Consider the following 23,558-nt stretch of genomic DNA (forward strand, 5'->3'; position numbering starts at 1 on the left):
CCCTCATCCTCGCACGAAACGCAGGACGGTCAGAGGCGCTGAGCCTCGCTGAGACGAACCGCTCGATAGTGCAGACACAGGTAGGGAAGGTCGATGACGGCACCTTCGGCCACCGGATGCTCGTGCTCGAAATACCAGCGGATGTTGGCCTCCACCCGCTGCCGAATGCGGTCTGGGGAGCGCAGCCAGTACGAGCGGGTCGCCGCCAGCCCCACGATGTCCTCGACCGTCACCGCTGCGGAGAATGCCCTCTCCCCCGCCTCCACCGGCGTGAAGGCCGAGGGCAGCATCGGTCGCCACTCGGGTCGGTAGACGTCACCGGCGTGCATGATCCGACTCAGCCGCAGCACCCAGTCCACTCGCACGTCGAGCTGGTTGATGAGGATCCAGAGCCGCCCGCCCGGCCGCAGCACCCGGACGATCTCCGCCGAGGCGTCGGCCGGGTCCATCCAGTGCCAGGCCTGGGCGACGAAGATCGCGTGCTGGCTGGCATCGCCCAGCGGGATCCGCTCCCCCGAGCCGAGCACAGAGCTCGCCGGGTTCCTGCTCAGCGATGCGGGATCGGGATCGACCGCGACGACATCGAGCCCGCGCTCGAGCAGCGCCGAGGAGAGCTTTCCCGTACCCGCACCGAGGTCGCACACCTGCCGGCCGGGAAGGTCGGCGACGATCGCGTCGACCACCGCGGCGGGATAGCCGGGCCGGACGGCATCGTACAGCTCGGCGGTGTCGCCGAATCGGCGGCCGTGGTGCCGCCGGGAGTCAGGGTGGATGCGCGGTCCGGTCATGCGGCCGTCGACCAGACCGTGTCGGACGAGCCTGCGTTGTCGGACCAGCGCCGCGCGCGGTGGAGCGGCCGCTGCTGTGGGAGGGAGGGCATCACGCCACTAGGATAAGTGTGACCTTGCTTCTCCCGGAAAGGGTGACTTCTGTGGCACTGAAAGACCTTTCGACCGCCGAGCTCGAAACCCAGCTGACAGACGCGCGCGACGCCTATGCGAAATTCGCCAACCGAGGCCTCCTGCTGGACATCACCCGCGGGAAGCCATCGCCCGAGCAGCTGGATCTGTCGGCCGATCTGCTCACTGCGGTCACGAATGACGACTGCATCTCCCCGTCCGGCGTCGACGTCCGCAACTACGGCGGGCTCGAGGGGCTGAGGGAGCTCCGGGAGATCTTCGGTGAGCTGTTCCGAGTTCCCGTCGACCAGATCCTCGCTCAGGGCAACGCCTCGCTGACGTTGATGCAGCAGGCACTGACCTTCGCGCTGCTGCACGGCACACCCGAGCTCGATACTCCGTGGGCGACGCATTCAAGGCGCATCGTGTGCCCCGTGCCCGGCTACGATCGGCACTTCGCGCTCGCCGAGGAACTCGGCTTCGAGCTCATCACAGTGCCGATGGACGATGAGGGTCCGGACGTCAGTGCGGTCCGCGAGCTCGTCGCCACCGACCCGACCATCAAGGGCATCTGGGTCGTGCCGATGTACTCGAATCCCACCGGCGCCACCATCAGCGAGGAGCGAGCGCGGCTGCTGCTCGACATGCCGACCGCAGCTCCGGACTTCCGAGTGCTGTGGGACAACGCCTACGGCCTCCACCATCTGCGCGAGCCCCACGGGCAGATGCTCGACGTGCTGGCCCTCGCGGAGGAGGCCGGCAATCCCAACCGAGTGCTGCAGTTCGCCTCCACCTCGAAGATCACCCATGCCGGGGCGGGGGTGTCCTTCATCGCGGCCTCGCCGGAGAACATCTCCTGGTTCCTCAAGCATCTCGGTGCGGGGTCGATCGGTCCCGACAAGATCAACCAGCTGCGCCACCTGCGATTCTTCGGCGACGCCGCCGGAGTGGTCGCGCACATGGCCAAGCACGCGGAGCTGATCCGTCCGAAGTTCGATGCCGTGATCTCCACGCTGGAGGCTCAGCTGGCCGGCTCCGGCATCGCCGGCTGGACGAACCCGGACGGCGGCTACTTCATCACGCTCACGGTGCTGCCCGGGACCGCCGACCGGGTCGTCAAGCTCGCCGCCGAGGCGGGAGTCAAGCTCACTCCCGCCGGCGCCACCCACCCCTACGGCCTGGATCCGGACAATGCCGTCATCCGGATCGCGCCGACCATGCCGTCGCTGGAGGACGTCTCGGCAGCGGCGGAGGGGCTGGCAGCCTGCGTGCGCCTCGCCGCTCTGGAGAAGCTACTCGCCGAGGACTGATCGAAAGGGCAGAGCACAGTAGCCCGGGACCGTGAGGTCCCGGGCTACTGTGTTTCGGTGGTGCCCGCGGGCACCACCCAGTGGCGCCTCAGCTGTAGTCGTAGAACCCGCGTCCGGATTTCACTCCGAGCCGACCGGCGTCGACCATCCTGCTCAGCAGCAGCGGGGGCTTGTTCGCGGGATCCCCGGTCTCCTCGTAGATGCTCTGGCCCACGTACAAGCAGGTGTCCAGACCCACGCGGTCGGCGAGGCGGATCGGCCCCATCGGATGGGCGCAGCCGTTGACCATGCCGGTGTCGATCGCCTCCTTGGTGGCGTGACCGGCCTCGAGCATGCGGATGGCCGAGAACAGGAACGGGATGAGAAGGGCGTTGACGATGAAGCCCGGACGATCATCCGATCGAATCGTGACCTTGCCCAGGACTTCGGTGGCGAATGCGTCGACCTCGTCGGCCACCGACGGATCCGTCAGCAGCGAGGGGATGATCTCGACGAGCGGCTGGACGGGAGCCGGATTGAAGAAGTGCATTCCCACGACCCGCTCGGGCCTGCTCGTCGCCTGGGCAAAGCGGACGATCGGCATCGACGAGGTGTTCGATGCCAGGATGGCGCTCTCGTCGGTCACGATCGAATCGAGCTCGCCGAAGAGCTTCTTCTTGATCTCCTCGTTCTCGCTGGCCGCCTCGATGACCAGCTGCCGGTCGGCCATCCGACCGAGATCCGTGGTGAACTCGATCCGGCCGAGCGCCTCATCACGCTCGGACGCTGTCATCTTGCCGCGCTCCACTCCCTTCGCGAAGGACTGCTCCACGCGCTGCCTGCCGGCAGCCACCGTATCCTCGCTGATGTCGCGCACCACGACATTCAGACCCTTGCGGGCCAGCACCTCGGCGATGCCCGAGCCCATCAGACCGCACCCGATCACACCTGCACGTTCGATTGTCATGTGTACTCCTCGGAGTCGTTGTTGTCGTGACTGCGCAGTCGTGATTGCGCAGTCGTGATTGCGCAGTCGTGGCTGCGCAGTCGTGGCGCTGATGCCGCGACTGCTGAGTCAGAACCAGTCGGACTCGCGCACGGCCCGCAGCGCCGTGCGGCGATGCACCCTGCTCAGCCGATCGAGATAGACGAAGCCGTCCAGGTGGTCGACTTCGTGCTGCAGCATCTGTGCCATCAGCCCTTCGCCTTCGACGACGATCGGATTGTTGTCCCAGTCCACGCCCCTGACGACGGCGCGCTCCCAGCGCGGGGTCGGGAAGGACAGCCCCGGAACCGAGAGGCAACCCTCGCCGATCTCGCGCAGCTCTCCACCCGTCTCGACGACGGTGGGATTGATGACGTACCCGAGCTGCCCCTCGACGTGGTAGCCGAACACGCGGCGGGTCGAGCCGATCTGATTGGCCGCGACACCGGCCCGACCCTCCATGTTCGTCGTGTCGAGGAGATCGCGCACGAGGTCCTTGAGCTTGCCGTCGAAGACGGTGACCGGCTCGGTCACCGTCTTCAGCACCGGGTCGCCGAAGAGGCGGATCTGCCTCTCAGGCATCGATCACTGCGACGAGGTCGCCGCCCTCGAGCTGCTGCACGGCCCCGATCGCGACACGGGAGATCGTGCCCTCGATGGTGGCGGTGATGGCCGCTTCCATCTTCATCGCCTCGATGGTCGCGACGGTGTCGCCGACCTTGACCTGGTCTCCGGCCTTGACCTGCATCGTCACGACGCCGGCGAACGGGCAGGCGACATGGCCGGGATTCGCCTGATCGGCCCGCTCTGCGTTGATGACGTCGACGTCGACCGACCGGTCGCGCACGGAGACGGGCCGCAGCTGGCCGTTGAGCGTGCACATGACGGTCCGCATTCCCCGCTCGTCCGCCGGCCCGACTGCCTGGAGACCGACCAGCAGCTCCTTGCCCTTCTCGATCTCGATGGCGTGCTCTTCGCCTTCGCGCAACCCGTACAGGTAGTCGGGAGTTTCGAGCACGGACAGGTCGCCGTAGGTCTCCCGCATGTGGTTGAACTCGCGGGTCGGGGCGTCGAAGAGCAATCGGTTCAGAGTCTCCTGCCGAACCCGTCCGGGTTCGCGGATCAGCTCGGAGTCGTGCTCGGCCAGGTGCTCGACCGGAGCGGTGTACTTGCGGCCCTGCAGCGCGCGGCTGCGGAACGGCTCGGGCCAGCCGGCCGGTGGGTCGCCCAGGTCACCGTTGAGGAAGCCGATCACCGAGTCGGGGATGTCGAACTTCTGCGGGTTCTCCGCGAACTCCTGCGGGTCGGCGCCCACCGCGACGAGATGGAGAGCCAGGTCGCCGACGACCTTGGACGAGGGCGTCACCTTGACGAGGTGGCCGAGGATGTCGTCGGCAGCCTCGTACATGGCCTCGATCTCCTCGAACTTCTCCCCCAGCCCGAGCGCTACCGCCTGCTGCCGGAGGTTCGACAGCTGGCCTCCCGGGATCTCGTGGCGGTACACGCGACCGGTCGGTCCGGGCAGTCCGGATTCGAAGGGCCGGTAGACGTTGCGCACTGCCTCCCAGTACGGCTCCAGATCGGAGACGTTCCGGAGGCACAGGCCGGTGTCGCGCTCGGTGTGCTCCAGCGCCGCGACCAGCGCCGACATCGCGGGCTGGCTCGTGGTGCCGGCCATCGAGGCGCTGGCGACGTCGACGGCGTCCGCTCCTGCAGCCGAGGCGGCCAGCAGGGTGGCGAGCTGCCCGCCCGCGGTGTCATGGGTGTGCACGTGGACCGGCAGGTCGAAGCTGCTGCGCAGCGCCGTCACCAGCTTGGTCGCGGCCGCCGGGCGCAGCAGGCCGGCCATGTCCTTGATTGCGAGCACGTGGGCGCCGGCCTCGACGATCTTCTCTGCCAGGCCGAGGTAGTAGTCGAGCGTGTACAGCTCCTCGTTCGGATCATTGAGGTCGGAGGTGTAGCACAAGGCGACCTCGGCGACGGCGGAGTCGGTGGCGAGCACGGACTCGATGGCCGGACGCATCTGCTCGACGTCGTTGAGCGCATCGAAGATGCGGAAGATGTCGACCCCGACCCGCGTGGCCTCGTCGACGAAGGCGTCCGTCACCTCGGTGGGATACGGGGTGTAGCCGACCGTGTTGCGGCCGCGCAGCAGCATCTGCAGGTTGATGTTCGGGATCGCCTCGCGCAGCTTGCCGAGCCGCTCCCACGGATCCTCGCCGAGGAACCGGAGCGCGACGTCATAGGTGGCGCCGCCCCAGCACTCGACGCTCAGCAGCTCCGGCGTCAGGCGGGCGACGTGCGGGGCGACTGCGAGGAGATCCTTGGCGCGGACGCGGGTGGCCAGCAGCGACTGATGCGCATCGCGGAAGGTGGTGTCGGTGACCGCGAGCGCAGTGCGCTCGCGCAGCGACCGCGCGAACCCGGCAGGGCCCAGCTCGTGCAGCTGCTGCCGCGAACCGGCCGGCGATTCGCCGTGGGCATCGAGCTCCGGCAGCTTCTCGCGCGGATGCAGCGCGACCGGCGATGTGCCATGGGGCTGGTTCACCGTGACGTCGGCGAGGAACTCGAGCAGCTTCGAACCGCGGTCGGCGCCCACCTTGGCGGCGAGCAGGTGCGGGCGCTCCTCGATGAAGGTGGTGGCGATATCACCACGGATGAAGGCGGGGTCGTCGAGCACAGCGCGGAGGAACCCGATGTTCGTCGCCACGCCCCGGATCCGGAACTCGGCCAGTGCCCGGCGAGCACGGTTGACCGCCTGCTCGAAGTCGCGACCGCGGGTCGTGCACTTGACGAGCATCGAGTCGAAGTGCGCAGACACCTCTGCTCCCGCGTGAACCGTGCCGCCGTCGAGGCGGACGCCGGCGCCGCCGGCCGACCGGTAGGCGGTGATGATGCCGGTGTCGGGCCGGAACGAGTTGGCGGGATCCTCGGTCGTGATGCGGCACTGCAGCGCCGCGCCCTTGATCGCGATGGTGTCCTGGCTCAGTTCCAGGTCGGCAAGGGACTCCCCCGAGGCGATCCGCATCTGGGCCTGCACGAGATCGACGTCGGTGATCTCCTCGGTGACGGTGTGCTCGACCTGGATGCGGGGGTTCATCTCGATGAAAGCGTGCTGGCCGGCGCGCGGGCCCGCCGTCTCCAGCAGGAACTCGACGGTACCGGCGTTCTGATACTGCAGCGCCGTGGCGAACTTCAGGGCGTCGTTGCGCAGCGCCTCGGCGATCTCGGGATCCAGGTGAGGTGCCGGAGCGATCTCGATGACCTTCTGGTGGCGCCGCTGGATCGAGCAATCGCGCTCGAAGAGATGGACCGCGTTGGAGCCGTTGTCGGCCAGCACCTGGACCTCGATGTGGCGCGGACGCTGGACAGCCTGCTCGATGAACACGGTCGGATCGCCGAAAGCGCCCTCCGCCTCGCGCATCGCAGCCTTGAGCGCCTCGACGAGCTCGGTCTTGCTGCCGACGCGGCGCATTCCGCGCCCGCCGCCACCGGCGACGGCCTTGACGAACAGCGGATACTCCATGGTCTCGGCGTCGGCCAGAAGCTGGTCGAGATCAGCCGACGGCCGTGTCGAGGCCAGGGTCGGGATCCCGGCCTTGCGCGCGGCCTCCAGTGCATGCACCTTGTTGCCGGCCATCTCCAGCACGTCAGCCTGCGGCCCGATGAAGGTGATCCCGTTGTCGGCGCAGGCGCGAGCCAGATCCGGATTCTCGGAGAGGAAGCCGTAGCCCGGGTAGATCGCGTCCGCACCCGACTCCAGCGCGACCCGGATGATCTCCTCGACGTCGAGGTACGCCCTGACCGGGTGCCCTTTCGTGCCGATCTGGTAGGCCTCATCCGCCTTGAGCCGGTGTTCGGAGTTGCGGTCCTCGTAGGGGAACACTGCAACGGTCGATGCGCCTAGTTCATAGGCGGCGCGAAAGGCGCGGACAGCGATTTCTCCGCGGTTGGCCACGAGGACTTTTGAGAACATCTGTGTTGCTCGCTTCATCTCGACGCCGACGTGTGATCGGCGTGGGGTCCATTGTCAGGGTTCACTCTACAGACGCCGAGGAACGCCCCGTCGGCGGGGCGCTGGTTCGCGAATCCGGTCTCCGACTCCGACTGTGGTCGCCGGACCCGACCGTGTCCGCACCATTGGCTAGCCTGACCCCATGCGCATCCTCCACACCTCGGACTGGCACCTTGGGCGGACCTTCTTCGGCGTCGATCAGCACGCGAATCAGTCGCGGTTCCTCGACTTCCTCGTCGACACCGCGACCGACCGACAGGTCGACGCCGTCCTGGTCTCCGGCGACGTCTACGACCGGGCGATCCCGAACCCGGAGGCCATGGAGCTGTTCGACGACGCGGTCGGGCGACTCCTGGCAGCCGGCGTCCGCCTCGTCGTCAGCAGCGGCAACCATGACTCGTTCGTGCGGCTGGGTGTCGGGCGCCGGCAATTCGATTCGGTCGGACTCCATATCCGCACCCGACTCTCCGACATCACCTGGCCCGTACCGCTGCCCTCCGCGGAGCTTCCGGAGATCGTCGTCTACGGAATCCCCTATCTGGAACCGGGGCTGGTCCACTCCCGCTTCGGGGTGGAGCGAACCCATACAGCCGTGCTCGGGTGGGCGATGGAGCAGGTCCGCCACCATGCCGGAACCCACTTCCCCGGCCTTCCCCTCGTCGTGATGGCCCACGCGTTCGTCGGCGGCGGTGAGGGAAGCGAGTCGGAGAGAGACATCGGCATCGGCGGTGTCGGCATCGCGCCGGCATCGGTGTTCGCCGGCACCGCATACACCGCGCTCGGACACCTCCACAAGCCTCAGGCGATCACCCCGACGGTCAGATACTCCGGCTCTCCGGTGCCCTACTCCTTCTCGGAGGCGACCGTGGACAAGATGATGTTCCTGGTCGACTTCCTCGGCGCGGTGCCTGTCGTGGACACCATCGCCATCCCCCGCTTCACCCGGGTGGAGACGGTGCGCGGTCCGATCGCTGACGTGCTCGCGCGCGCGGTCGACTACGCCGACGCCCTGACGGCAGTCGAGCTCACCGACGAGCAGCGCACGGAGAACGCTCTCGGGAAGCTGAAGGAGGCGTACCCGGGCCTGCTGCGGCTGACCTATTCCAACGCCCCCTCGCTCGGTCCGATCCGTCAGAGCACTCCCGCCCAGCTCGCCGCACGCACCGACTCCGAGGTGTTCACCGAGTTCATCGCCGATGTCACCGGCCGTCCCGCCGAACCGGGTCAGGTCGCGCGCTTCGAATCGGCACTCGCCGCGGCCCGTCGGGAGAACGCATGAGACTCCACTCGCTCGAACTGACCGCGTTCGGGCCGTTCCCGGGAACGGTCAGCATCGATTTCGACCTCCTGGCCGGTGACGGTCTGTTCCTCATCAACGGGCCTACCGGCTCCGGAAAGACCACGATCCTGGACGCCATCACCTTCGCGCTCTACGGCCGGGTGCCCGGAGCCCGCAACGATGCCGCCCAGCTGCGCTCACAGTTCGCCTCTCCCGGTGTGCGCACTGTCGTCACCCTCGTATTCACCGCCGGCGACAGGCGCTGGAAGATCGAGCGGAACCCCGCCTACGACAGGCCGAGCAGACGAGGCTCGACCACCGTGCAGGAGCGTCCCAAGGCCCTGCTGTCCCAATGGGACGGAACGGACTGGGCGGGACGCGGCCGCACCATGAACGAGGTGCAGGCCTACATCAATCGCGCTGTCGGGCTCAACGCAGAGCAGTTCACCAAGATCGTGCTCCTGCCGCAGGGCGATTTCGCTGCTTTCCTGCGCGCAGATCCGAAAGACCGGGAGCCGGTTCTGCGCAAGCTGTTCGACACGGAGCACTTCACCGAGGTCGAACGGCTGCTCAGTGAACGTGCTCGGCAGGCGCGTTCGGAGATCCAGCAGACATCCGAACAGCGCTCGTTCCTCATGGCGCAGGTCCAGCAGATCCACGGGGAGCCGGTCCCGGGACGGGAGTCGGAGCATCCATCGACCAGCGATGTCGACGTGGTCCTCGGAGCCGGTGAGGCGATCTGTCGAGAACGCGCCGAAGTCGCGGCCCAACGGGAGGCCCTGGCGCGCGGCGAACAGCAGCAGGCGGAGTCCGTCGCACGCGTGGCCGCGGACAGACAGACTGCGCGTCGCCAGCTGAAGGAGCTGCGGCAGCTCGAAGCCGACTATGGCGAACAGGCCGAGCAGCGCAGCCGGACCGCGCGCGAGCACGAGCTCGTCAGCCATGCCTCGCGCCTGGAGCCGCTGCACAGGGAGCTCGTGCGGGCGCGGAGCCGCAGTGCCGCCAAGTCCGCGCAGCAGATCGAAGCGGAACGGCGGCTGGACTCGGTGCTCTGCCGCCTGCCCGGCGAAGTCCGCGAACTCGACATGCCCGACCTCGCTGAGGCGGGAAGAGAGCTCTGTGGTGCAGCCAAGACGATCGCGAAGGGGTTCCAGCGGCAGACCGCGGTCAGCGCGCGCATCTCCGAATTGGCCGCCGAACAGCTCGAGCTCACTCGAACGCGAGATGAACTGCGCGCGGCGGATGCGAGGACACGCACGCGCATCAGTGAGCTCCGCGGCGCCCTCGACGGTGAAGCGAGCCTGGTCACCCGGATCCACCATCAGCGCCAGCGGCTCGAAGTCGTCCAGCGGGAACTGTCCGCATCCCAGGAGCTCGCCCGGCTGGAGACCGAATCCGCGCGGGCCGAGGAACTCGTTCGGCTGCGGCAGGAGGACCAGGGCGCGGCCCGGATCGCCTTCGAGACCAGGCGGAACCAGCGAATCGCGGGGATCGCGGCAGAGCTGGCCGCTTCGCTCTCCCCCGAATCTCCCTGCCCGGTCTGTGGCTCGACCTCGCACCCGGCCGCGGCGGAACCATCCGCCGACTCCGTGACACGTGAAGACGAGGAACAGGCCCATGCGGTGTGGGAAGCGCGTCAAGCTGCGACCGCCGCCGCGCAGGAGAACCTCACTCGGGTGCGCGAGCAGCTGCGGGTCGCGCTCGAAGCGTCCGGCGGGCAGAGCGTGGAGGATGCCGCCGAACGGCACCGAGAAGCCGTCGAGGAGCTCCGAACGCTCAACGACAGGCATGCGACGCTGACCGGGATGAGAGCCGAGTTGGCAGCTTCGGAGGATCAGGCGGGGAAGCACGAAACCCGCATGCTGGAACTCAACGACGCGCTGAGAAGAGCTCAGGAGACGCGAGCCGGCTTCGAGGGCCAGCTCGAGCAGCTGAGGACGGTGCGCGAAGCACATGCGGAGGACAGCATCGCACGACTAGGACAGCAGGCCCCGAGAACTGCCGCTGACGCCGTGGCTCTGGAGCGGCTCGGCACCGAAGTCACCTCCCTCGCCGTTGCAGCGGCGGAGGCCGCGGCGGCGGCGCAGTCTGCAGCGGACGAGCTTGCAGAGCGTGCAGGTCAGTTCCGCAGCCGGCTCGCGGAATCCCCGTTCGTCTCCGAGGATGCGTACGTCCAGGCGCGGTCTCTCGATGCGGCGGCGATAGCGGCGCAGTTGAAGCGCCACGAGGAGATGGCGAGTCGAATCGCCTTCCTCCGCGAATCCGCATGGTTCGATCGAGCCTCCGACGATCACGCCGCGGATGACGAGATCACCCGGCAGGCTGAGGAGGCAGACCTCCGCCTCACCCAATCCTGTGCCCGAACGGACTCGGCAGTCCAGGACCGTGCCGTCGCTCGCGAACGCCTCGAGAACGTGCGCCGGCTCCGCCGGGAATTTCTGGACGGCGCTCAGCACACGGAGGAGCGCCTGGACGACCTGCGCGCAGACGTCACTCTCGCCGGTGTGGTGCAGGCCACATCGCCCGACAATCTGCGCAGGATGCCCCTGTCGTCCTACGCGCTCGTGGCCCTGTTTGCCGACGTCGCAGCCAATGCCTCCGAGCGGCTGGAGAAGATGAGCAGGGGCCGCTACAGCCTCATTCACGACGACGCGCTGCGCCGGCGTGAGAAGCGCGCGGGCCTCGGGCTCCAGGTTGTCGACCGCTTCACACAGGAGAAGCGCGACACGCGGACCCTGTCGGGCGGTGAAAGCTTCATGGCGGCTCTTGCGCTGGCACTGGGGCTCGCCGACACAGTGAGAGCGGCGGCGGGCGGAATCCAACTCGATTCGCTATTCATCGACGAGGGATTCGGCTCGCTCGACCCGGATTCGCTCGCCGAAGTCCTCGGCATCCTCGACGAGCTCCGCGAAGGTGGCCGTACCATCGGCGTCATCTCTCACGTGCAGGGAATGCAGCAGGCGATCCCCAACCACGTGACGGTGCGGTCGTCGCCGACCGGCTCTTCAATCAGCGTCGATATCGACGCTGAAGTCACTCCCCGCGATATCGCCCGAGCGTCGGTTCGTGAACCCAGCCCCCTGATCGGCTAACGTTGTACCGTGCTCGTCCTCAGTATCTCAAGTCTCAAAGGCGGGGTCGGAAAGACCTCGGTCACGCTCGGTCTGGCTTCAGCGGCGTACAGCCGCGGCATTCCGACGCTCGTCGTCGATGTCGACCCGCAGGCTGACGCCTCCACCGGGTTGGACGTGCCCGTCACCACTGAAGTCGACATCGCTGACGTCCTGGCGGCGCCCAAGTCGCGCATCCTCGACAAAGCAGTTGTCCCCAGCGGGTGGGTGGGCGACAAGCCCGGACACGTCGACGTGATTCCGGGCTCACCGAGGTCGGCCGAATTCGACCGGCCGTCGTTGTCCGACCGCTACCTGCGGCGACTCAAGGAAGCGCTTGCCAAGGTCGCCACGGGGTACCGCCTGGTGCTCATCGACTGTCCTCCCTCGCTCAACGGTCTGACGCGAGCAGCGTGGACCGCGAGTGACCGAGTCCTCATCGTCACCGAGCCGGGGCTGTTCTCAGTGGCGGCCGCTGACCGAGCACTGCGGGCCACCGACGAGCTGCGCAAGCGCAGCGCGCACGACCTGCAGCCTCTCGGCATCGTCGTGAATCGGGTGCGACCCAACTCACGTGAGCACGCCTACCGGTACTCCGAGCTCAAAGAGATGTTCGGACCTCTCGTCATGTCTCCCCCGCTTCCGGAGCGCACCGTCCTCCAGCAGGCCCAAGGCTCTGCTCGGCCCATCCACTCGTGGCCGGGCAAGCCTGCCGCTGACCTGGCTTCGTCCTTCGACAGGATCCTCGATCGGGCACTTCGGAGCGAGAACCTCAAGCGCTCGAACCGGTCAGCCGGCCGCGTCGGCGAGCCGGGGCAGGACGCTGCGCAGCAATCCGGCAGCCGAACCGTGAACGCGGGGGTCCGGCCGGGTGCCGAAACCGCTGAGACGAACCCAGACGGCGCTTCTTCAGCCGATCCGGCGGAGATGGGGAGTCTGCGCGACAAGCCGGTGAGCCACGGCAGCACCGCGCGCTAGCAGCCGTGTCCACCGCGCGGTCACACGATCTGCAATGCTGCTCGACCAGTGGCTCGCTTCAACGCACCGTGCTGCTCCCCCCTTTTCGATCCGAATTCGATGCGATTCTCGCAGCCGATCCTGAAACAGGGCTCCTGCGCCCATGACAAAGGCCACGACCAACGTCGTGGCCTTCATAGGGCTTGGCTGCGTGTCAGGTTCCGAACGATTCCCTCCCGGGCGGCTGAGGCTTCCCCGACTCAGCTCGACTTGCGGCGGGCCCTGCGTTCGGCCAATTCGTCGAGCGGTTGGAGCTCGCCGTCAGGACGCTCGCTGGGCAGTTCCGAAAGCGTTCCCTCGACCTCTCGCCACACTCGGCCGACAGCGATGCCGAAGACACCCTGGCCGCCCTGCACGAGGTCGATCACCTGATCGGCGGAAGTGCATTCGAACACGCTCGCACCATCGCTCATGAGCGTGATCTGCGACAGGTCTTCGATCCCCCGCTCGCGGAGGTGACCGACCGCAACTCGGATCTGGTTGAGCGCAACGCCGGTGTCCAGTAGCCGCTTGACGATCTTGAGGACGAGGATATCCCGGAAGCTGTAGAGCCGCTGAGACCCTGAGCCGGTGGCTGTCCTGATCGACGGAACGACGAGATCCGTCCGGGCCCAGTAGTCGAGCTGTCGGTAAGTGATGCCGACGACGCGGCACACTGTGGGTCCGCGATATCCGGCTTCTTCATCGAGCTGCGGCAGGTCATCGTCGAACAGCAGCCCTTGCGCTGCCGGCGGCACTGACTTGGAACGAGCAGGTTCCTGACTTGAGCGGTTCACACCGACTCCTCCTTTTCACCCCTGGGGGAAGCAGGGCCTGACGAGCACCGTTTGGAGAATTACCTGATTCTACCGCACACGCAGCGTCTGAGCCTGGGGGAACTTACAACAATGAACTTATGGCTTCCCGGGCAGTCGGACAACGAAGCGCCGGATAACGATTCCAGCGTGTCGTCGTTACCCGAGTAATCGAACGACTGCCGGCGCTCAGGATTCCGGCTCCCCGGCCTCGATCTCCGCCGTGAGCTTCTTCGCCGAGAGCAGCCGCGTCTTCACCGTCGAAGCGTAGCTGTCGACGTATTCCTGTCCGGAGAGCCGCAGGATCTCGTACATGATCTCGTCGGTGATCGAGCGCAGGAGGAACCGCTCCTGCTGCAAGCCCGCGTACTTGCTGAAGTCCATGGCTTTGCCGAATACCACCCCGACACGGCGGAGACGGGGAACCTTGCGTCCCTGCGGCTGCACCTTGTCCGTCCCGATGAGTGCGACCGGAACGACGGGCACACCGGCCTCGAGCACCAGTCGGGCCACCCCGGTTCGGCCCCGGTAGAGGCGGCCATCGGGGCTTCGAGTTCCCTCCGGGTAGATGCCGAGCAGATTCCCGCTCTGCAGAACCTTCAAACCGGAGTGCAGCGAGGCTTCCGATGCGGAACCGCCGGAGCGGTCCATGGGCAGCTGATTGGTCAGCTTGAAGAACCAGCGGGTGAGCATCCCCTTGACGCCCCGTCCGGTGAAGTAGTCCTTCTTCGCCAGGTACACCACTGGGCGGGGCGCCACCAGCGGCACGAAGATCGAATCGAGAAACGACAGATGATTGCCGGCAATGATCGCGCCGCCTGACTCAGGGATGTTCTCCAGACCGCGTGTCCACGGGCGGAACAGCATTCGCAGGATGGGCCCGACGAAGATCCTCTTGAGCAGCCAGTAGAACACGCTCTTCCTCTCACATCGGGCGGCGGACGATCCGACACTACTATACGGTCGGGGCCCCTTCCTTCTGTGTCGCAAGGAGCCCGGAGCTGCACTGCTGATGACGCCTCCCGAATTCGTCGCAGCAGAGACGTTTCCTGCTGTCCGAGCCTCCTTGATGCCGCTTCTGCGCACCCGACCGCACTCCGAGACCCTGTGGCATTCTGGTCTCATGGACGACGACTCTCTCAGCTCACCTGCGGGCCTCGCGGCGATCGAACCGTTGTCCTCCGACTCGGACACCGCTGACGTCGCAGTGCTCTTCCTCCACGGGATCACCGGATCACCTGCGGCGTGGAGACCGCTCGCTCGTGCGATTGCCTCCGAGGGGTACGCGGTCCGCGTTCCCCTCCTGCCCGGGCACGGGACCAATTGGCAGCAGCTGAACTCGAGTCGCTGGGAGGACTGGCGAGACTCCGCTGCGGCCGAGCTCGAATCGCTCGCGGAAAGGTATTCCTCGGTGGTGGTGGTCGGACTGTCCATGGGAGGAGCACTCGCTCTGGACATCGCGGCATCCGATGCTCCCGTCGGGGGGCTTGTCCTCGTCAATCCGGCTCTGAGGATCGACAGCGCCGTCGCCCCGCTGCTGCCGGTGCTCAAATACGCCGTCCGGAGCGTGACGGCCATCGGGAACGACATCGCCCGCCCGGGAGAGGATGAGCACGCGTATCCAAGGACTCCGCTGCGAGCGGTGGCCTCCCTGCAGCGAGGACAGCGCCGCTTGCTTCAGCGCTTGTGGAAGGTCCGCGTTCCGACCACCGTCTGCGTCTCCGCCGGTGACCACGTCGTCGGCCCGTGGTCCCTGAGGCAGCTGCGGGCGCGGCTCCGCTGCCCGCTCAAGGTCGTGACTCTGCGCAGCAGCTACCACGTTGCGACCTTGGACTACGACGACCACCTCATCCTGCAGGAGATCCGGAACATGTGCGAAAGGGTGCGGCGCGATGCGGCAGACGGCGCGGATGCGCGCGCCGAGGACGCTCGATGAACGATCCGCGCGATGAGGGTCCCGGCTCCGAAGATGTTCCCGACTGGGAGCGGATTCCGGAGCAGGACCGCGTTCCCGATGCGGACTGGGAAGAGCTGGTGGCCGGTCTGAACTCGGAGGCCGGATTCGTCCCTGAGATGTCCGCGGAGGAGATTCGGGAGCGCCTGGCGGAGGACGAGGAGTGGCACGCGCCCGAACCTGAGCAGGTCGGCTGGCGCAAGGCTCCGCCCCTGTTCGTCCTCGCAGTCGTCGGGGTCCTCGGTGGAATCGGAACGCTGCTCGTGTGTGCGATCTTCTTCCGTCCGATACCCGGGTACCTGGTGCTGGTCCTGCTCGCCGTCATCCTGGTGAGCGGACTGCTGCTGTTCCTCAACCTTCCGGACGAGCGCGGCACCGAGGGCGACGGCGCCCGGGTCTGATGCCCGGCGGCATCAGCCCGCCCGGTGCATGATCGGTGACCAGGGAACGTAGTCGACATCAGCGTCCACGATGTCCGGAGCGACGATCTGCGGGACGAGGCCGAAGTCGCCGAGAACCGCCAGCGCCTCCACTTCGGAATGGTCCAGGCGACCGGGCGAGCTGAGGATCCACTCCGGCGGCGTGGGCGGCAGTCGGTCCATGGGATCCGGCAGGGCATGCGAAGCGGCGACGAGGCATTCAGGGTCTCCGCAGACGATGTTTCCCGTCCGCGCGTCGATTCGGTGCTCCGGGTTCGTGCATTCGATGAACATGGCATCTCCGATCGTGGATCGCTCTTGTGGGTGCGGTCTGCACTCGTGACCGTCATCCTCGACAGTAGGACGACCCGCGGACACGGCCTCCGGACGTGTCCGAAGGTCGTGCAACCATTGGGGCCATGGCACTTCAGCATCCGACTGCCCTGTTCGACGTTCACGTCCCGCGCTCTGCCGGCCAGCTCACGCTTCAGGATCTGGGCACACCGCTCGCGGACGTGACGTTCGTCGTGGTTGATCTGGAGACCACCGGTTCAACGGACATCACGGAGATCGGCGCAGTGAAGACCCGCGGCGGTGAGGTGATCGGGGAATTCGCCACGCTCGTGCGACCGGAGAACAGCGTCATCTCCCCCTTTGTGGAACGTCTGACCGGAATCACCAACGGCATGGTTGCTCAGGCACCGTCTCTGTCGGCAGTTCTCCCGTCTTTTCTGGAGTTCAGCCGCGGCGCTGTGCTGGTTGCCCACAATGCCGGGTTCGACATCGGATTCCTCAGGTCAGCGTGCGAATCGCTCGATTACACCTGGCCGGATCCGCCGGTTCTCGACACGGTCAAGCTCTCGCGCCAAGTTGTGCCGCGCGGCGAGGTCGCCAACCACAAGCTCAGCACCCTGGCCGCTCACTTCGGCACTGCGGTCGAGCCCAATCACCGCGCTCTGGCAGACGCCCGGGCAACATCGGAGATCCTGCACCATGTGTTCGACAGGTTCGGGTCGTTCGGCATCACGACGTTGGAGGAGCTGTCCCGGCTCAAGCCGGCCGGCTGGCAGAAGCGCAGAACGAAAGTGCATCTGGCCAAGGATGTGCCGGCGGTGCCGGGCGTGTACATGTTCCTCGACGGTTCGCGCCGTGTGCTGTACGTCGGAGTCAGCGCGAACATGCGCACGAGAGTCCGGAACTACTTCACCGCGGGAGAGACGCGGGGCCGCATGGCGGAGATGATCACCGCGGCTCAGGAAGTCAGTGCCATCCCCTGCGACACTGTCGTCGAAGCCCGGATTCGCGAGGTTCGCCTCATCGCTGAGCTCGCGCCGCCGTACAACCGCCGGTCGAAGCACCCCGAGCGCCGAACGTGGGTGCGCTTGACGGACGAGCCGTTCGCTCGGCTGTCGCTCACTCGATCCGACCCTGGTCCTGATGCAGGCAACGGGCGGCGCCTCGGGCCCTTCCGCTCGCATCGCGCGGCTGCCGAGGTCAAGCTGCTGCTGGAACGGCTGTATCCGCTCAAGCAGTGTACGCAGAAGACGGGGTCCAGCAGATTCACCCCATGCGTCTCCGGGGAGCTCGGGCGCTGCGGTGGACCGTGTTCAGGAGACTGGGACGGTGAAGCCTATCTCGCGGCACTGACGGGGGTGACCGATCTGCTTCATGGCCTCCCGTCGGATGTGCTGGGCAGGTGCCGTGAGCGAATGACGGAGCTCACCGTCGATCAGCGCTACGAGGAGGCGGCAGGGGTCCGCGACGCGATGATGGCGCTGTTCGGAGCACAGGCTTCAGCAGAAAAGCGTGCCGCGCTGGCCCGGGTCGAAGAACTTGTCGCCGCAGCGCCGAGATCAACGGGCGGATGGGAGATCGCGGTCATCCGATGGGGGCGGCTGGCAGGAAGCTGCGCAGTCGCGGCCGACGTCAATCCTTATCCTGCCATCGAGGCTCTGTGCCGGACCGCCGAGTTCGTCGAGCGCCCCTCTCCAGGACTGACTGCGGCACTCGACGAGGAAACCGGGCTCCTCCATGCATGGCTGGGAGACGGCTCCACTCGGCTGGTGCGCACATCCGACAGCCTGTGCGAACCGCGGCTCGGGCACGCACAGGCGCTCGGGTCGCTGTCCTCAGTCCGCAGAGCTCCAGCGGTGTGAAGCTTCGATGAGCTCGCGCAGCTTTCGCTCGGCCGCACCGGAATCGAGTACTCGCGCAGCGTTCTCGACCTGCGCCGCCAATCGTTCACCCAGGTCCCCGTCGGCGGACGGGGCCGCTGCCACCAGCGCGGCGGCCGCGTTGAGCAGCACGACGTCGCGGACAGGAGAGTGCTCTCCTGCCAGCACGTTCTCCATGACCCGCGCGTTGTGCTGGGGATCGCCGCCTCGGAGATCGTCCTTCGTGACCCGGGGGAATCCGAGATCAGTCGCGTCGAAGGTGCTGTGCCGCACGTCGCCGTCGCGCACTTCCCAGACGTCGTTGACAGCGGTATTGCTGAGTTCGTCGAGACCGTCGCCGGACCTGAACACCAGAGCCGAATCCCCTCGCCGAGCCAGCACCCCCGCCACCAGTGCAGCCATGGACCTGTCGGCGACTCCGATCGCAGTGGCTCTGGTCCGCGCCGGATTGGTCAGCGGACCAAGGATGTTGAAGGCCGATGGCACCTTGATCGCCTTGCGAACCGGCGCGATGAAACGCATCGCCGGATGGTAGACGTTGGCGAAGCAGAACGCCATTCCGACCTCCTTGGCCAGCGCAGTGGTCTGCTCAGGAGTCAGGTCGAGCGTCAGACCGAGCGCTTCGAGCACGTCGGCCGAGCCGGAGGCGGAGGACGTAGCGCGGTTGCCGTGCTTGACGAGTGGCTGACCGGATGCGGCGATGATGAACGATGCGGTCGAGGAGATGTTCACCGTCTTGGCGCGATCTCCTCCGGTGCCGACGATGTCCACGGCATCGCTGAGACCCTCGAGGGTGACGGCGTGCGACATCATTGCGTCGACGAGGCCGGTGATCTCCTCGACGGTCTCCCCCTTGCTGTGATGCAGCACCAGGAAGGCAGCCATCGTGACGTCGGGGACCGTGCCGGACATGATCTCGTCCATCGCCCATGCGGCGGTGGCGCCGTCGAGGTCCTTCCGCTCCATCAGTGCCACCAGGAGATCCGGCCAGTTGCGCACATCCGAAACCACGGTGCTCTCAATCAGCTGTTCGGAGTGCGGAGTCATAGACACTGTGCCTTTCTGCATTCGTTGCACGACGACGGGTCGAAGGACCCGGCCCGTCAATGCTACGACTCGACCGAAGAGCCCGCCCAATCGGGTGACGGTCGCCGGCCTGCTTCATGCGCAGGCGATGCTCTCGTCAGGAGAGGACAGCCGGCGCCTGCGCACGTCGCGCCCCTGTCCGCTTGCAGACTCCGCTGCTCGCTGTCCGGCCTCCTCCGTCCGACACGCGAAACGCACGCGGCAGTCGGGCGATCAGCGAGAACCGCGAGAACTCGCGGTTCTCGCTACACGGTGTAGAAAAAGTGCCGCCCGAACCTGAGTAAAAGGTGAATTTAGCCTGCGGACTAGGTAATAATGGTCCCGTGTCAACTGCCACTGCATCTCAAACAGCGCCGGTTCATCCAGTCGTCAACAGGCCGAATTCGACAACCGTTGGGTTGATCGTCTGGCTGTCGAGCGAGCTGATGTTCTTCGCCGCGCTCTTCGCCATGTACTTCACCATCCGGTCAGTCGTGCCCGACCTGTGGGCAGCTGAGACTCAGAAGCTGGCCTTCGGCTTCGCCCTGGGCAATACGTCGATCCTGGTGCTGTCCTCGGTGACCTGCCAGCTCGGCGTCTTCAAGGCGGAGCACTTCCAGCCGCGACGCGCCGGAGGCATCCTCAACATCGCCAAGTGGGGAATGCGCGAGTGGTACTACCTCTCGTTCATCCTGGGCGCGATCTTCGTCTCGGGTCAGGTGTTCGAGTACGCCACGCTGGTCTCGGAAGGCGTCGCGATCAATTCGAACGCCTATGGCTCTGTCTTCTACCTCACGACGGGCTTCCATGGTCTCCACGTGATCGGCGGACTCATCGCGTTCCTCTTCGTGATCGGTCGGACCTACGCTGCCAAGCGCTTCGGCCATCGTGAAGCTGTCTTCGCGATCTGCGTCTCGTACTACTGGCACTTCGTCGACGTCGTGTGGGTGGGCCTCTTCGCTGTGATCTACATCCTGCAGTGATCACCTTCTGAGACATCGCCCTTCTGATTTGAGCAAGTAAAGGAATAACTAGTGAAGCTTCTAGCCGAACGACGCCGGCATCCGATGGCCTTGGTGGTACTCCTGTTGCTTGGCCTGCTGCTCACCGGCGGAGCCTACGCGGTGTTCACCGGCAACAGCTCGGCCAGCGCGCAGGAGTACACCGCCTCCGACGTGGAGGAGGGTGAAAAACTCTTCGTCACGAACTGCGCGACGTGCCACGGCATGAGCGCGGAGGGAACAGAGAACGGACCGAGTCTTGTGGGCGTCGGCGCCGCCGCCGTTGACTTCCAGGTCGGTACGGGCAGGATGCCGCTGCAGATGAGCGGACCGCAGGCTCAGGTGAAGGAACCCCAGTTCAACGAAGAGGAGACCTCGCAGCTCGCTGCCTACGTCGCATCGCTCGGCCCCGGTCCGGCAGTGCCGGAGGACGAGTACCTCGACACCTCGCAGGGTGACGCGGCCGCCGGAGGCGGGCTCTTCCGCACGAACTGCGCCATGTGCCACAACGTCGTCGGATCCGGCGGCGCGCTGACTCGCGGAAAGTACGCGCCGAACCTCTCGGAGGTGTCCGAGAAGCACCTCTACGAGGCGATGCAGACCGGCCCGCAGAACATGCCGATCTTCAACGACGCCAACCTGACCCCGGAGCAGAAGCGCGACGTCATCACCTATGTCCGCGAGATCTCCGAGACCCCGTCGCCCGGCGGAGCCAAGCTCGGTTCGCTCGGACCGGTTGCCGAAGGCCTGTTCGTCTGGTTCTTCGGGCTTGCCGCCGTCATCGGCATGACCGTCTGGCTCTCGGCGCGGCCGAAGTGACCATGCACACGTTTTCATTCGATTCGAGTTATAGACGAGGAAGCAAATGACCTCGAAACAGCACACTGCCGAGCATGGCACCCAGCTCGAGCAGGTGAACGGGTTCACCAATCCCGGTCTGCCCGAACACACTCCGCGCCTCACTGACATCTCACCTGCAGCTGAGCGGACGACGGAGCGCCAGATCGCGGGATGGTTCATCCTGTCGATGATCGGAACCATCTGGTTCATCGTGTCGTACTTCCTGTTCGCTCCCGATGAGACCATGGCGAGCATCCAGCTCCAGAACATGATGTTCGGGCTCGGCGCGACCTTGGCCCTGTTCGGGATCGGCGTCGGATTGGTCCTGTGGGGCAAGACTCTGGTGTCCGGCACCGAAGTGGCCGAGGATCGTCACCCCATCGAGGGCAACGAGGAGGACCAGGCTGTCGCTCTGGAGATCCTCAATCAGGCCAAGGATGAGTCGGGAATCGCGCGTCGCCCGCTGCTGCGGAATACGCTGATCGCCGCAGTCGCGATTGCTCCCCTGCCGGCAATCCTGGTGTTCCGTGACCTCGGGCCGCTCCCGGGCGACAAGATGTTCACGACCCTGTGGGGCCCGGGTGTCCGGCTGTGCCAGGATCCCGGCGGAGTGCCGCGGGAGGACCGCTTCATCCGAGCGGAGGACGTGACCATCGGGTCCGCCGTTCACGTGATCCCGGAGGGCATGCACGAGTCGGAGCACCCGCTCGATGAGAAGGCGAAGGCTGCCGTCCTGCTCATGCGCATCGACCCGAAGGAGCTCAACACGGACCCGGCGAAGGAGGACTGGGGAGTCGACGGGATCGTCGCCTACTCCAAGATCTGCACCCACGTCGGCTGCCCCGTGGCTCTGTACGAGCACCAGACCCACCATCTGCTGTGCCCGTGCCACCAGTCGACCTTCGACGTGACTAATCACTGCGAAGTGATCTTCGGTCCCGCGAAGCGTCCACTTCCGCAGCTTCCCATTGCCGTTGACTCCGAGGGCTATCTGGTCGCCCAGCGCGACTTCCCAGAGCCCGTCGGACCAACATTCTGGGAGATCAACACGAGGGAGACCTCCGAGCAATGAGCACAACACAACCAACCACAGCCGTTGGCAAAGCTGCGCTGTTCACTGAGAACCGGGTGGGGGCGTCCAGACTCGTCAAGGAGTTCGGGCGCAAGATCTTCCCACATCACTGGTCGTTCATGCTCGGTGAGGTTGCGCTGTACAGCTTCGTCATCCTCGTCCTCACGGGCACATTCCTGACCTTCTGGTTCAAACCGGCCATGGGCCACACGATCTATGAAGGTCCGTTCGTCCCGCTGCAGGGCGTCGAGATGTCCGAGGCCTACGCCTCGACCTTGGCGATCTCCTTCGAGATCCGCGGTGGTCTGTTCATCCGCCAGATGCACCACTGGGCTGCTCTGCTGTTCATGGCGGCGCTGAGCATCCATGCGATGCGCATCTTCTTCACCGGCGCATTCCGTCGGCCGCGCGAGGTGAACTGGCTGGTCGGCATCGTGCTGATCGTCCTCGGAATGGGCGCCGGCTTCACCGGCTACTCCCTGCCTGACGATCTGCTCTCCGGCAACGGCCTGCGCATCATCGACGGAATCCTCAAGGCCATTCCGCTCGTCGGAACCTACATCTCGTTCTTCGTGTTCGGCGGCGAGTTCCCAGGCGTGGATATCGTGTCCCGTTTGTATTCGCTGCACATCATGGTCGTGCCAGCGCTGCTGATCGCGGTGATTGCTGTTCACCTGATCTTCGTGGTGTACCACAAGCACACGCAGTGGCCGGGCGCCGGGCACACTGAGAAGAACGTTGTCGGCGAGCCTGTGCTGCCGACGTTCGCAGCGAAGGCCGGCGGCTTCTTCTTCATGATCTTCGGCCTGCTGGCGTTGCTCTCCGGGTTCTTCACGACCAACCCGGTGTGGAACTACGGTCCGTACGACCCCTCCCCCGTGTCCGCTGGTACCCAGCCCGACTGGTACATCGGATGGATGGACGGATTCCTGCGGATCATCCCGGGATGGACCGAGTTCTACATCTTCGGCTACCCGATCAGCTTCAACATCTTCTCCTCGGTGCTTGTCGCCGGGCTGCTGTTCGGTGGTCTCGCCATCTGGCCGTTCGTCGAAGCCTGGCTGACGAAGGATTACCGCGAGCACCACATCCTCGACCGTCCGCGCAACAACCCGACGCGCACTGCAGTCGGAGCCGCCGGAGTCGTGTGGTACCTCAACATGTGGGCAGCCGCCTCGGGCGACCTGATGGCAGTCTTCTTCCACATGTCGTTGAACGACATGATCTACATATTCCGTGTGCTGTTCTTCCTTGGGCCGGTCATCGCGTACATCGTGACGAAGCGAGTCTGCCTCGCGCTTCAGCGCAAGGATCGGGAGATCATCCTTCACGGAAGGGAGAGCGGACAGATCATCCGGCTGCCTCACGGCGAGTTCCAGGAACGGCACAAGCCGCTCAACGAGGATCGCCTGTGGTCGCTGGCGTCCTTCGAGTCGCCGCAGTACATTCCGGCCGAACCGGGCCCTGACGGCAAGATCTCGAAGATCGAGAAGCGCCGCGCGAAGCTCGCCAGGTTCTTCTACGAAGACCGGGTTGCTCCGGTGACCAAGTCCGAGCTCGAAGCAGCCCACCACGACCACGGTGAGGTTGAGCAGTCTCGGAAGGACGAACTGACCGGATCGCAGCAGTAGTGCTCCTTCACTGC

The 23,558-nt window shown here is 66.0% G+C and carries 19 protein-coding genes; 11 read left to right on the forward strand and 8 right to left on the reverse strand.

Annotation, left to right across the window (positions count from 1 at the left end; genetic code table 11):
• Window positions 1–29: 29 nt before the first annotated feature.
• The gene (locus LXN01_RS04635; protein WP_236863399.1) at window positions 30–788 is read right to left on the reverse strand and encodes a class I SAM-dependent methyltransferase; all 759 of its coding nucleotides are present in this window, start codon (window positions 786–788) and stop codon (window positions 30–32) included.
• Window positions 789–931: 143 nt separating this feature from the next.
• On the opposite strand from LXN01_RS04635, the gene LXN01_RS04640 reads away from it, so the two are divergent.
• Window positions 932–2,209, forward strand: coding sequence for an aspartate aminotransferase type Ic (locus LXN01_RS04640; RefSeq protein WP_236863400.1), 1,278 nt, complete (start codon window positions 932–934; stop codon window positions 2,207–2,209).
• A gap of 88 nt (window positions 2,210–2,297) precedes the next feature.
• Here LXN01_RS04640 and LXN01_RS04645 read toward each other — a convergent pair whose 3' ends face one another.
• From LXN01_RS04645 to LXN01_RS04655, 3 genes are all read right to left on the reverse strand, one after another.
• Entirely contained in the window at window positions 2,298–3,155 is an 858-nt protein-coding gene (locus LXN01_RS04645) for a 3-hydroxybutyryl-CoA dehydrogenase (protein ID WP_236863401.1), read from the reverse strand.
• Window positions 3,156–3,263: 108 nt separating this feature from the next.
• Entirely contained in the window at window positions 3,264–3,755 is a 492-nt protein-coding gene (gene def, locus LXN01_RS04650; protein ID WP_236863402.1) for a peptide deformylase, read from the reverse strand.
• A complete protein-coding gene (locus tag LXN01_RS04655) occupies window positions 3,748–7,149 on the reverse strand; it encodes a pyruvate carboxylase (protein WP_236863403.1) in 3,402 nt (1,133 codons plus the stop codon). Before LXN01_RS04655 ends, def begins: the two co-directional genes overlap by 8 nt.
• 181 nt (window positions 7,150–7,330) lie before the next feature.
• Here LXN01_RS04655 and LXN01_RS04660 point away from each other — a divergent pair, with 181 nt between their 5' ends.
• From LXN01_RS04660 to LXN01_RS04670, 3 genes are read left to right on the forward strand one after another with little or no spacing between them, the layout of a single operon-like run.
• Window positions 7,331–8,467, forward strand: a complete 1,137-nt coding sequence (locus LXN01_RS04660) for an exonuclease SbcCD subunit D (protein WP_236863404.1) — start codon at window positions 7,331–7,333, stop codon at window positions 8,465–8,467.
• Window positions 8,464–11,559, forward strand: coding sequence for an AAA family ATPase (locus LXN01_RS04665; RefSeq protein WP_236863405.1), 3,096 nt, complete (start codon window positions 8,464–8,466; stop codon window positions 11,557–11,559). Before LXN01_RS04660 ends, LXN01_RS04665 begins: the two co-directional genes overlap by 4 nt.
• Window positions 11,560–11,568: 9 nt before the next feature.
• Window positions 11,569–12,555, forward strand: coding sequence for a ParA family protein (locus LXN01_RS04670; protein WP_336885229.1), 987 nt, complete (start codon window positions 11,569–11,571; stop codon window positions 12,553–12,555).
• A gap of 239 nt (window positions 12,556–12,794) precedes the next feature.
• Here the strand turns inward: LXN01_RS04670 and LXN01_RS04675 are convergent, their stop codons facing one another.
• Together LXN01_RS04675 and LXN01_RS04680 are read right to left on the reverse strand one after the other, a co-directional pair.
• Complete coding sequence (locus LXN01_RS04675) at window positions 12,795–13,370, reverse strand: MerR family transcriptional regulator (protein ID WP_336885230.1); 576 nt, start codon at window positions 13,368–13,370, stop codon at window positions 12,795–12,797.
• Window positions 13,371–13,577: 207 nt separating this feature from the next.
• Window positions 13,578–14,303, reverse strand: coding sequence for a lysophospholipid acyltransferase family protein (locus LXN01_RS04680; protein ID WP_236863406.1), 726 nt, complete (start codon window positions 14,301–14,303; stop codon window positions 13,578–13,580).
• Between the two features lie 208 nt (window positions 14,304–14,511).
• On the opposite strand from LXN01_RS04680, the gene LXN01_RS04685 reads away from it, so the two are divergent.
• Window positions 14,512–15,324, forward strand: a complete 813-nt coding sequence (locus LXN01_RS04685) for an alpha/beta hydrolase (protein ID WP_236863407.1) — start codon at window positions 14,512–14,514, stop codon at window positions 15,322–15,324.
• Complete coding sequence (locus LXN01_RS04690) at window positions 15,321–15,743, forward strand: hypothetical protein (RefSeq protein WP_236863408.1); 423 nt, start codon at window positions 15,321–15,323, stop codon at window positions 15,741–15,743. Before LXN01_RS04685 ends, LXN01_RS04690 begins: the two co-directional genes overlap by 4 nt.
• Before the next feature lie 12 nt (window positions 15,744–15,755).
• On the opposite strand, the gene LXN01_RS04695 is transcribed toward LXN01_RS04690, so the two are convergent.
• Complete coding sequence (locus LXN01_RS04695; protein ID WP_236863409.1) at window positions 15,756–16,055, reverse strand: hypothetical protein; 300 nt, start codon at window positions 16,053–16,055, stop codon at window positions 15,756–15,758.
• Between the two features lie 125 nt (window positions 16,056–16,180).
• Here LXN01_RS04695 and LXN01_RS04700 point away from each other — a divergent pair, with 125 nt between their 5' ends.
• Window positions 16,181–17,917 carry a DEDD exonuclease domain-containing protein gene (locus LXN01_RS04700; protein WP_236863410.1) on the forward strand — a complete coding sequence of 579 codons (1,737 nt, stop codon included), beginning with the start codon at window positions 16,181–16,183 and terminating at the stop codon, window positions 17,915–17,917.
• On the opposite strand, the gene trpD is transcribed toward LXN01_RS04700, so the two are convergent.
• Window positions 17,891–18,982 carry an anthranilate phosphoribosyltransferase gene (gene trpD, locus LXN01_RS04705; protein WP_236863411.1) on the reverse strand — a complete coding sequence of 364 codons (1,092 nt, stop codon included), beginning with the start codon at window positions 18,980–18,982 and terminating at the stop codon, window positions 17,891–17,893. The two genes, LXN01_RS04700 and trpD, sit on opposite strands and share 27 nt — an antisense overlap.
• A gap of 362 nt (window positions 18,983–19,344) precedes the next feature.
• Here trpD and ctaE point away from each other — a divergent pair, with 362 nt between their 5' ends.
• From ctaE to qcrB, 4 genes are read left to right on the forward strand one after another with little or no spacing between them, the layout of a single operon-like run.
• A complete protein-coding gene (gene ctaE / locus LXN01_RS04710) occupies window positions 19,345–19,983 on the forward strand; it encodes an aa3-type cytochrome oxidase subunit III (protein WP_439098453.1) in 639 nt (212 codons plus the stop codon).
• A gap of 51 nt (window positions 19,984–20,034) precedes the next feature.
• Complete coding sequence (gene qcrC / locus LXN01_RS04715) at window positions 20,035–20,820, forward strand: cytochrome bc1 complex diheme cytochrome c subunit (protein ID WP_236863413.1); 786 nt, start codon at window positions 20,035–20,037, stop codon at window positions 20,818–20,820.
• 46 nt (window positions 20,821–20,866) lie between these two features.
• Window positions 20,867–21,913: a cytochrome bc1 complex Rieske iron-sulfur subunit gene (qcrA, locus tag LXN01_RS04720; protein WP_236863414.1), complete on the forward strand. Its 1,047-nt coding sequence runs from the start codon at window positions 20,867–20,869 to the stop codon at window positions 21,911–21,913.
• Window positions 21,910–23,544 (forward strand): cytochrome bc1 complex cytochrome b subunit, encoded by a 1,635-nt coding sequence (gene qcrB, locus LXN01_RS04725; RefSeq protein WP_236863415.1) that lies wholly within the window; start codon window positions 21,910–21,912, stop codon window positions 23,542–23,544. Before qcrA ends, qcrB begins: the two co-directional genes overlap by 4 nt.
• Window positions 23,545–23,558 lie beyond the last annotated feature (14 nt).

It is taken from the genome of Brevibacterium daeguense (genome assembly GCF_021729135.1).
Taxonomy (GTDB): Bacteria; Actinomycetota; Actinomycetes; order Actinomycetales; family Brevibacteriaceae; genus Brevibacterium; species Brevibacterium daeguense.

What these genes read in the sequence shown, in the direction of transcription:
- LXN01_RS04635 (WP_236863399.1), bottom strand. Translation starts at nt 788, where the DNA reads ATGACCGGACCGCGCATCCACCCTGACTCCCGGCGGCACCACGGCCGC.
- LXN01_RS04645 (WP_236863401.1), bottom strand. Translation starts at nt 3,155, where the DNA reads ATGACAATCGAACGTGCAGGTGTGATCGGGTGCGGTCTGATGGGCTCG.
- def (WP_236863402.1), bottom strand. Translation starts at nt 3,755, where the DNA reads ATGCCTGAGAGGCAGATCCGCCTCTTCGGCGACCCGGTGCTGAAGACG.
- LXN01_RS04655 (WP_236863403.1), bottom strand. Translation starts at nt 7,149, where the DNA reads ATGTTCTCAAAAGTCCTCGTGGCCAACCGCGGAGAAATCGCTGTCCGC.
- LXN01_RS04660 (WP_236863404.1), top strand. Translation starts at nt 7,331, where the DNA reads ATGCGCATCCTCCACACCTCGGACTGGCACCTTGGGCGGACCTTCTTC.
- LXN01_RS04665 (WP_236863405.1), top strand. Translation starts at nt 8,464, where the DNA reads ATGAGACTCCACTCGCTCGAACTGACCGCGTTCGGGCCGTTCCCGGGA.
- LXN01_RS04685 (WP_236863407.1), top strand. Translation starts at nt 14,512, where the DNA reads ATGGACGACGACTCTCTCAGCTCACCTGCGGGCCTCGCGGCGATCGAA.
- LXN01_RS04690 (WP_236863408.1), top strand. Translation starts at nt 15,321, where the DNA reads ATGAACGATCCGCGCGATGAGGGTCCCGGCTCCGAAGATGTTCCCGAC.
- LXN01_RS04695 (WP_236863409.1), bottom strand. Translation starts at nt 16,055, where the DNA reads ATGTTCATCGAATGCACGAACCCGGAGCACCGAATCGACGCGCGGACG.
- LXN01_RS04700 (WP_236863410.1), top strand. Translation starts at nt 16,181, where the DNA reads ATGGCACTTCAGCATCCGACTGCCCTGTTCGACGTTCACGTCCCGCGC.
- trpD (WP_236863411.1), bottom strand. Translation starts at nt 18,982, where the DNA reads ATGACTCCGCACTCCGAACAGCTGATTGAGAGCACCGTGGTTTCGGAT.
- qcrA (WP_236863414.1), top strand. Translation starts at nt 20,867, where the DNA reads ATGACCTCGAAACAGCACACTGCCGAGCATGGCACCCAGCTCGAGCAG.
- qcrB (WP_236863415.1), top strand. Translation starts at nt 21,910, where the DNA reads ATGAGCACAACACAACCAACCACAGCCGTTGGCAAAGCTGCGCTGTTC.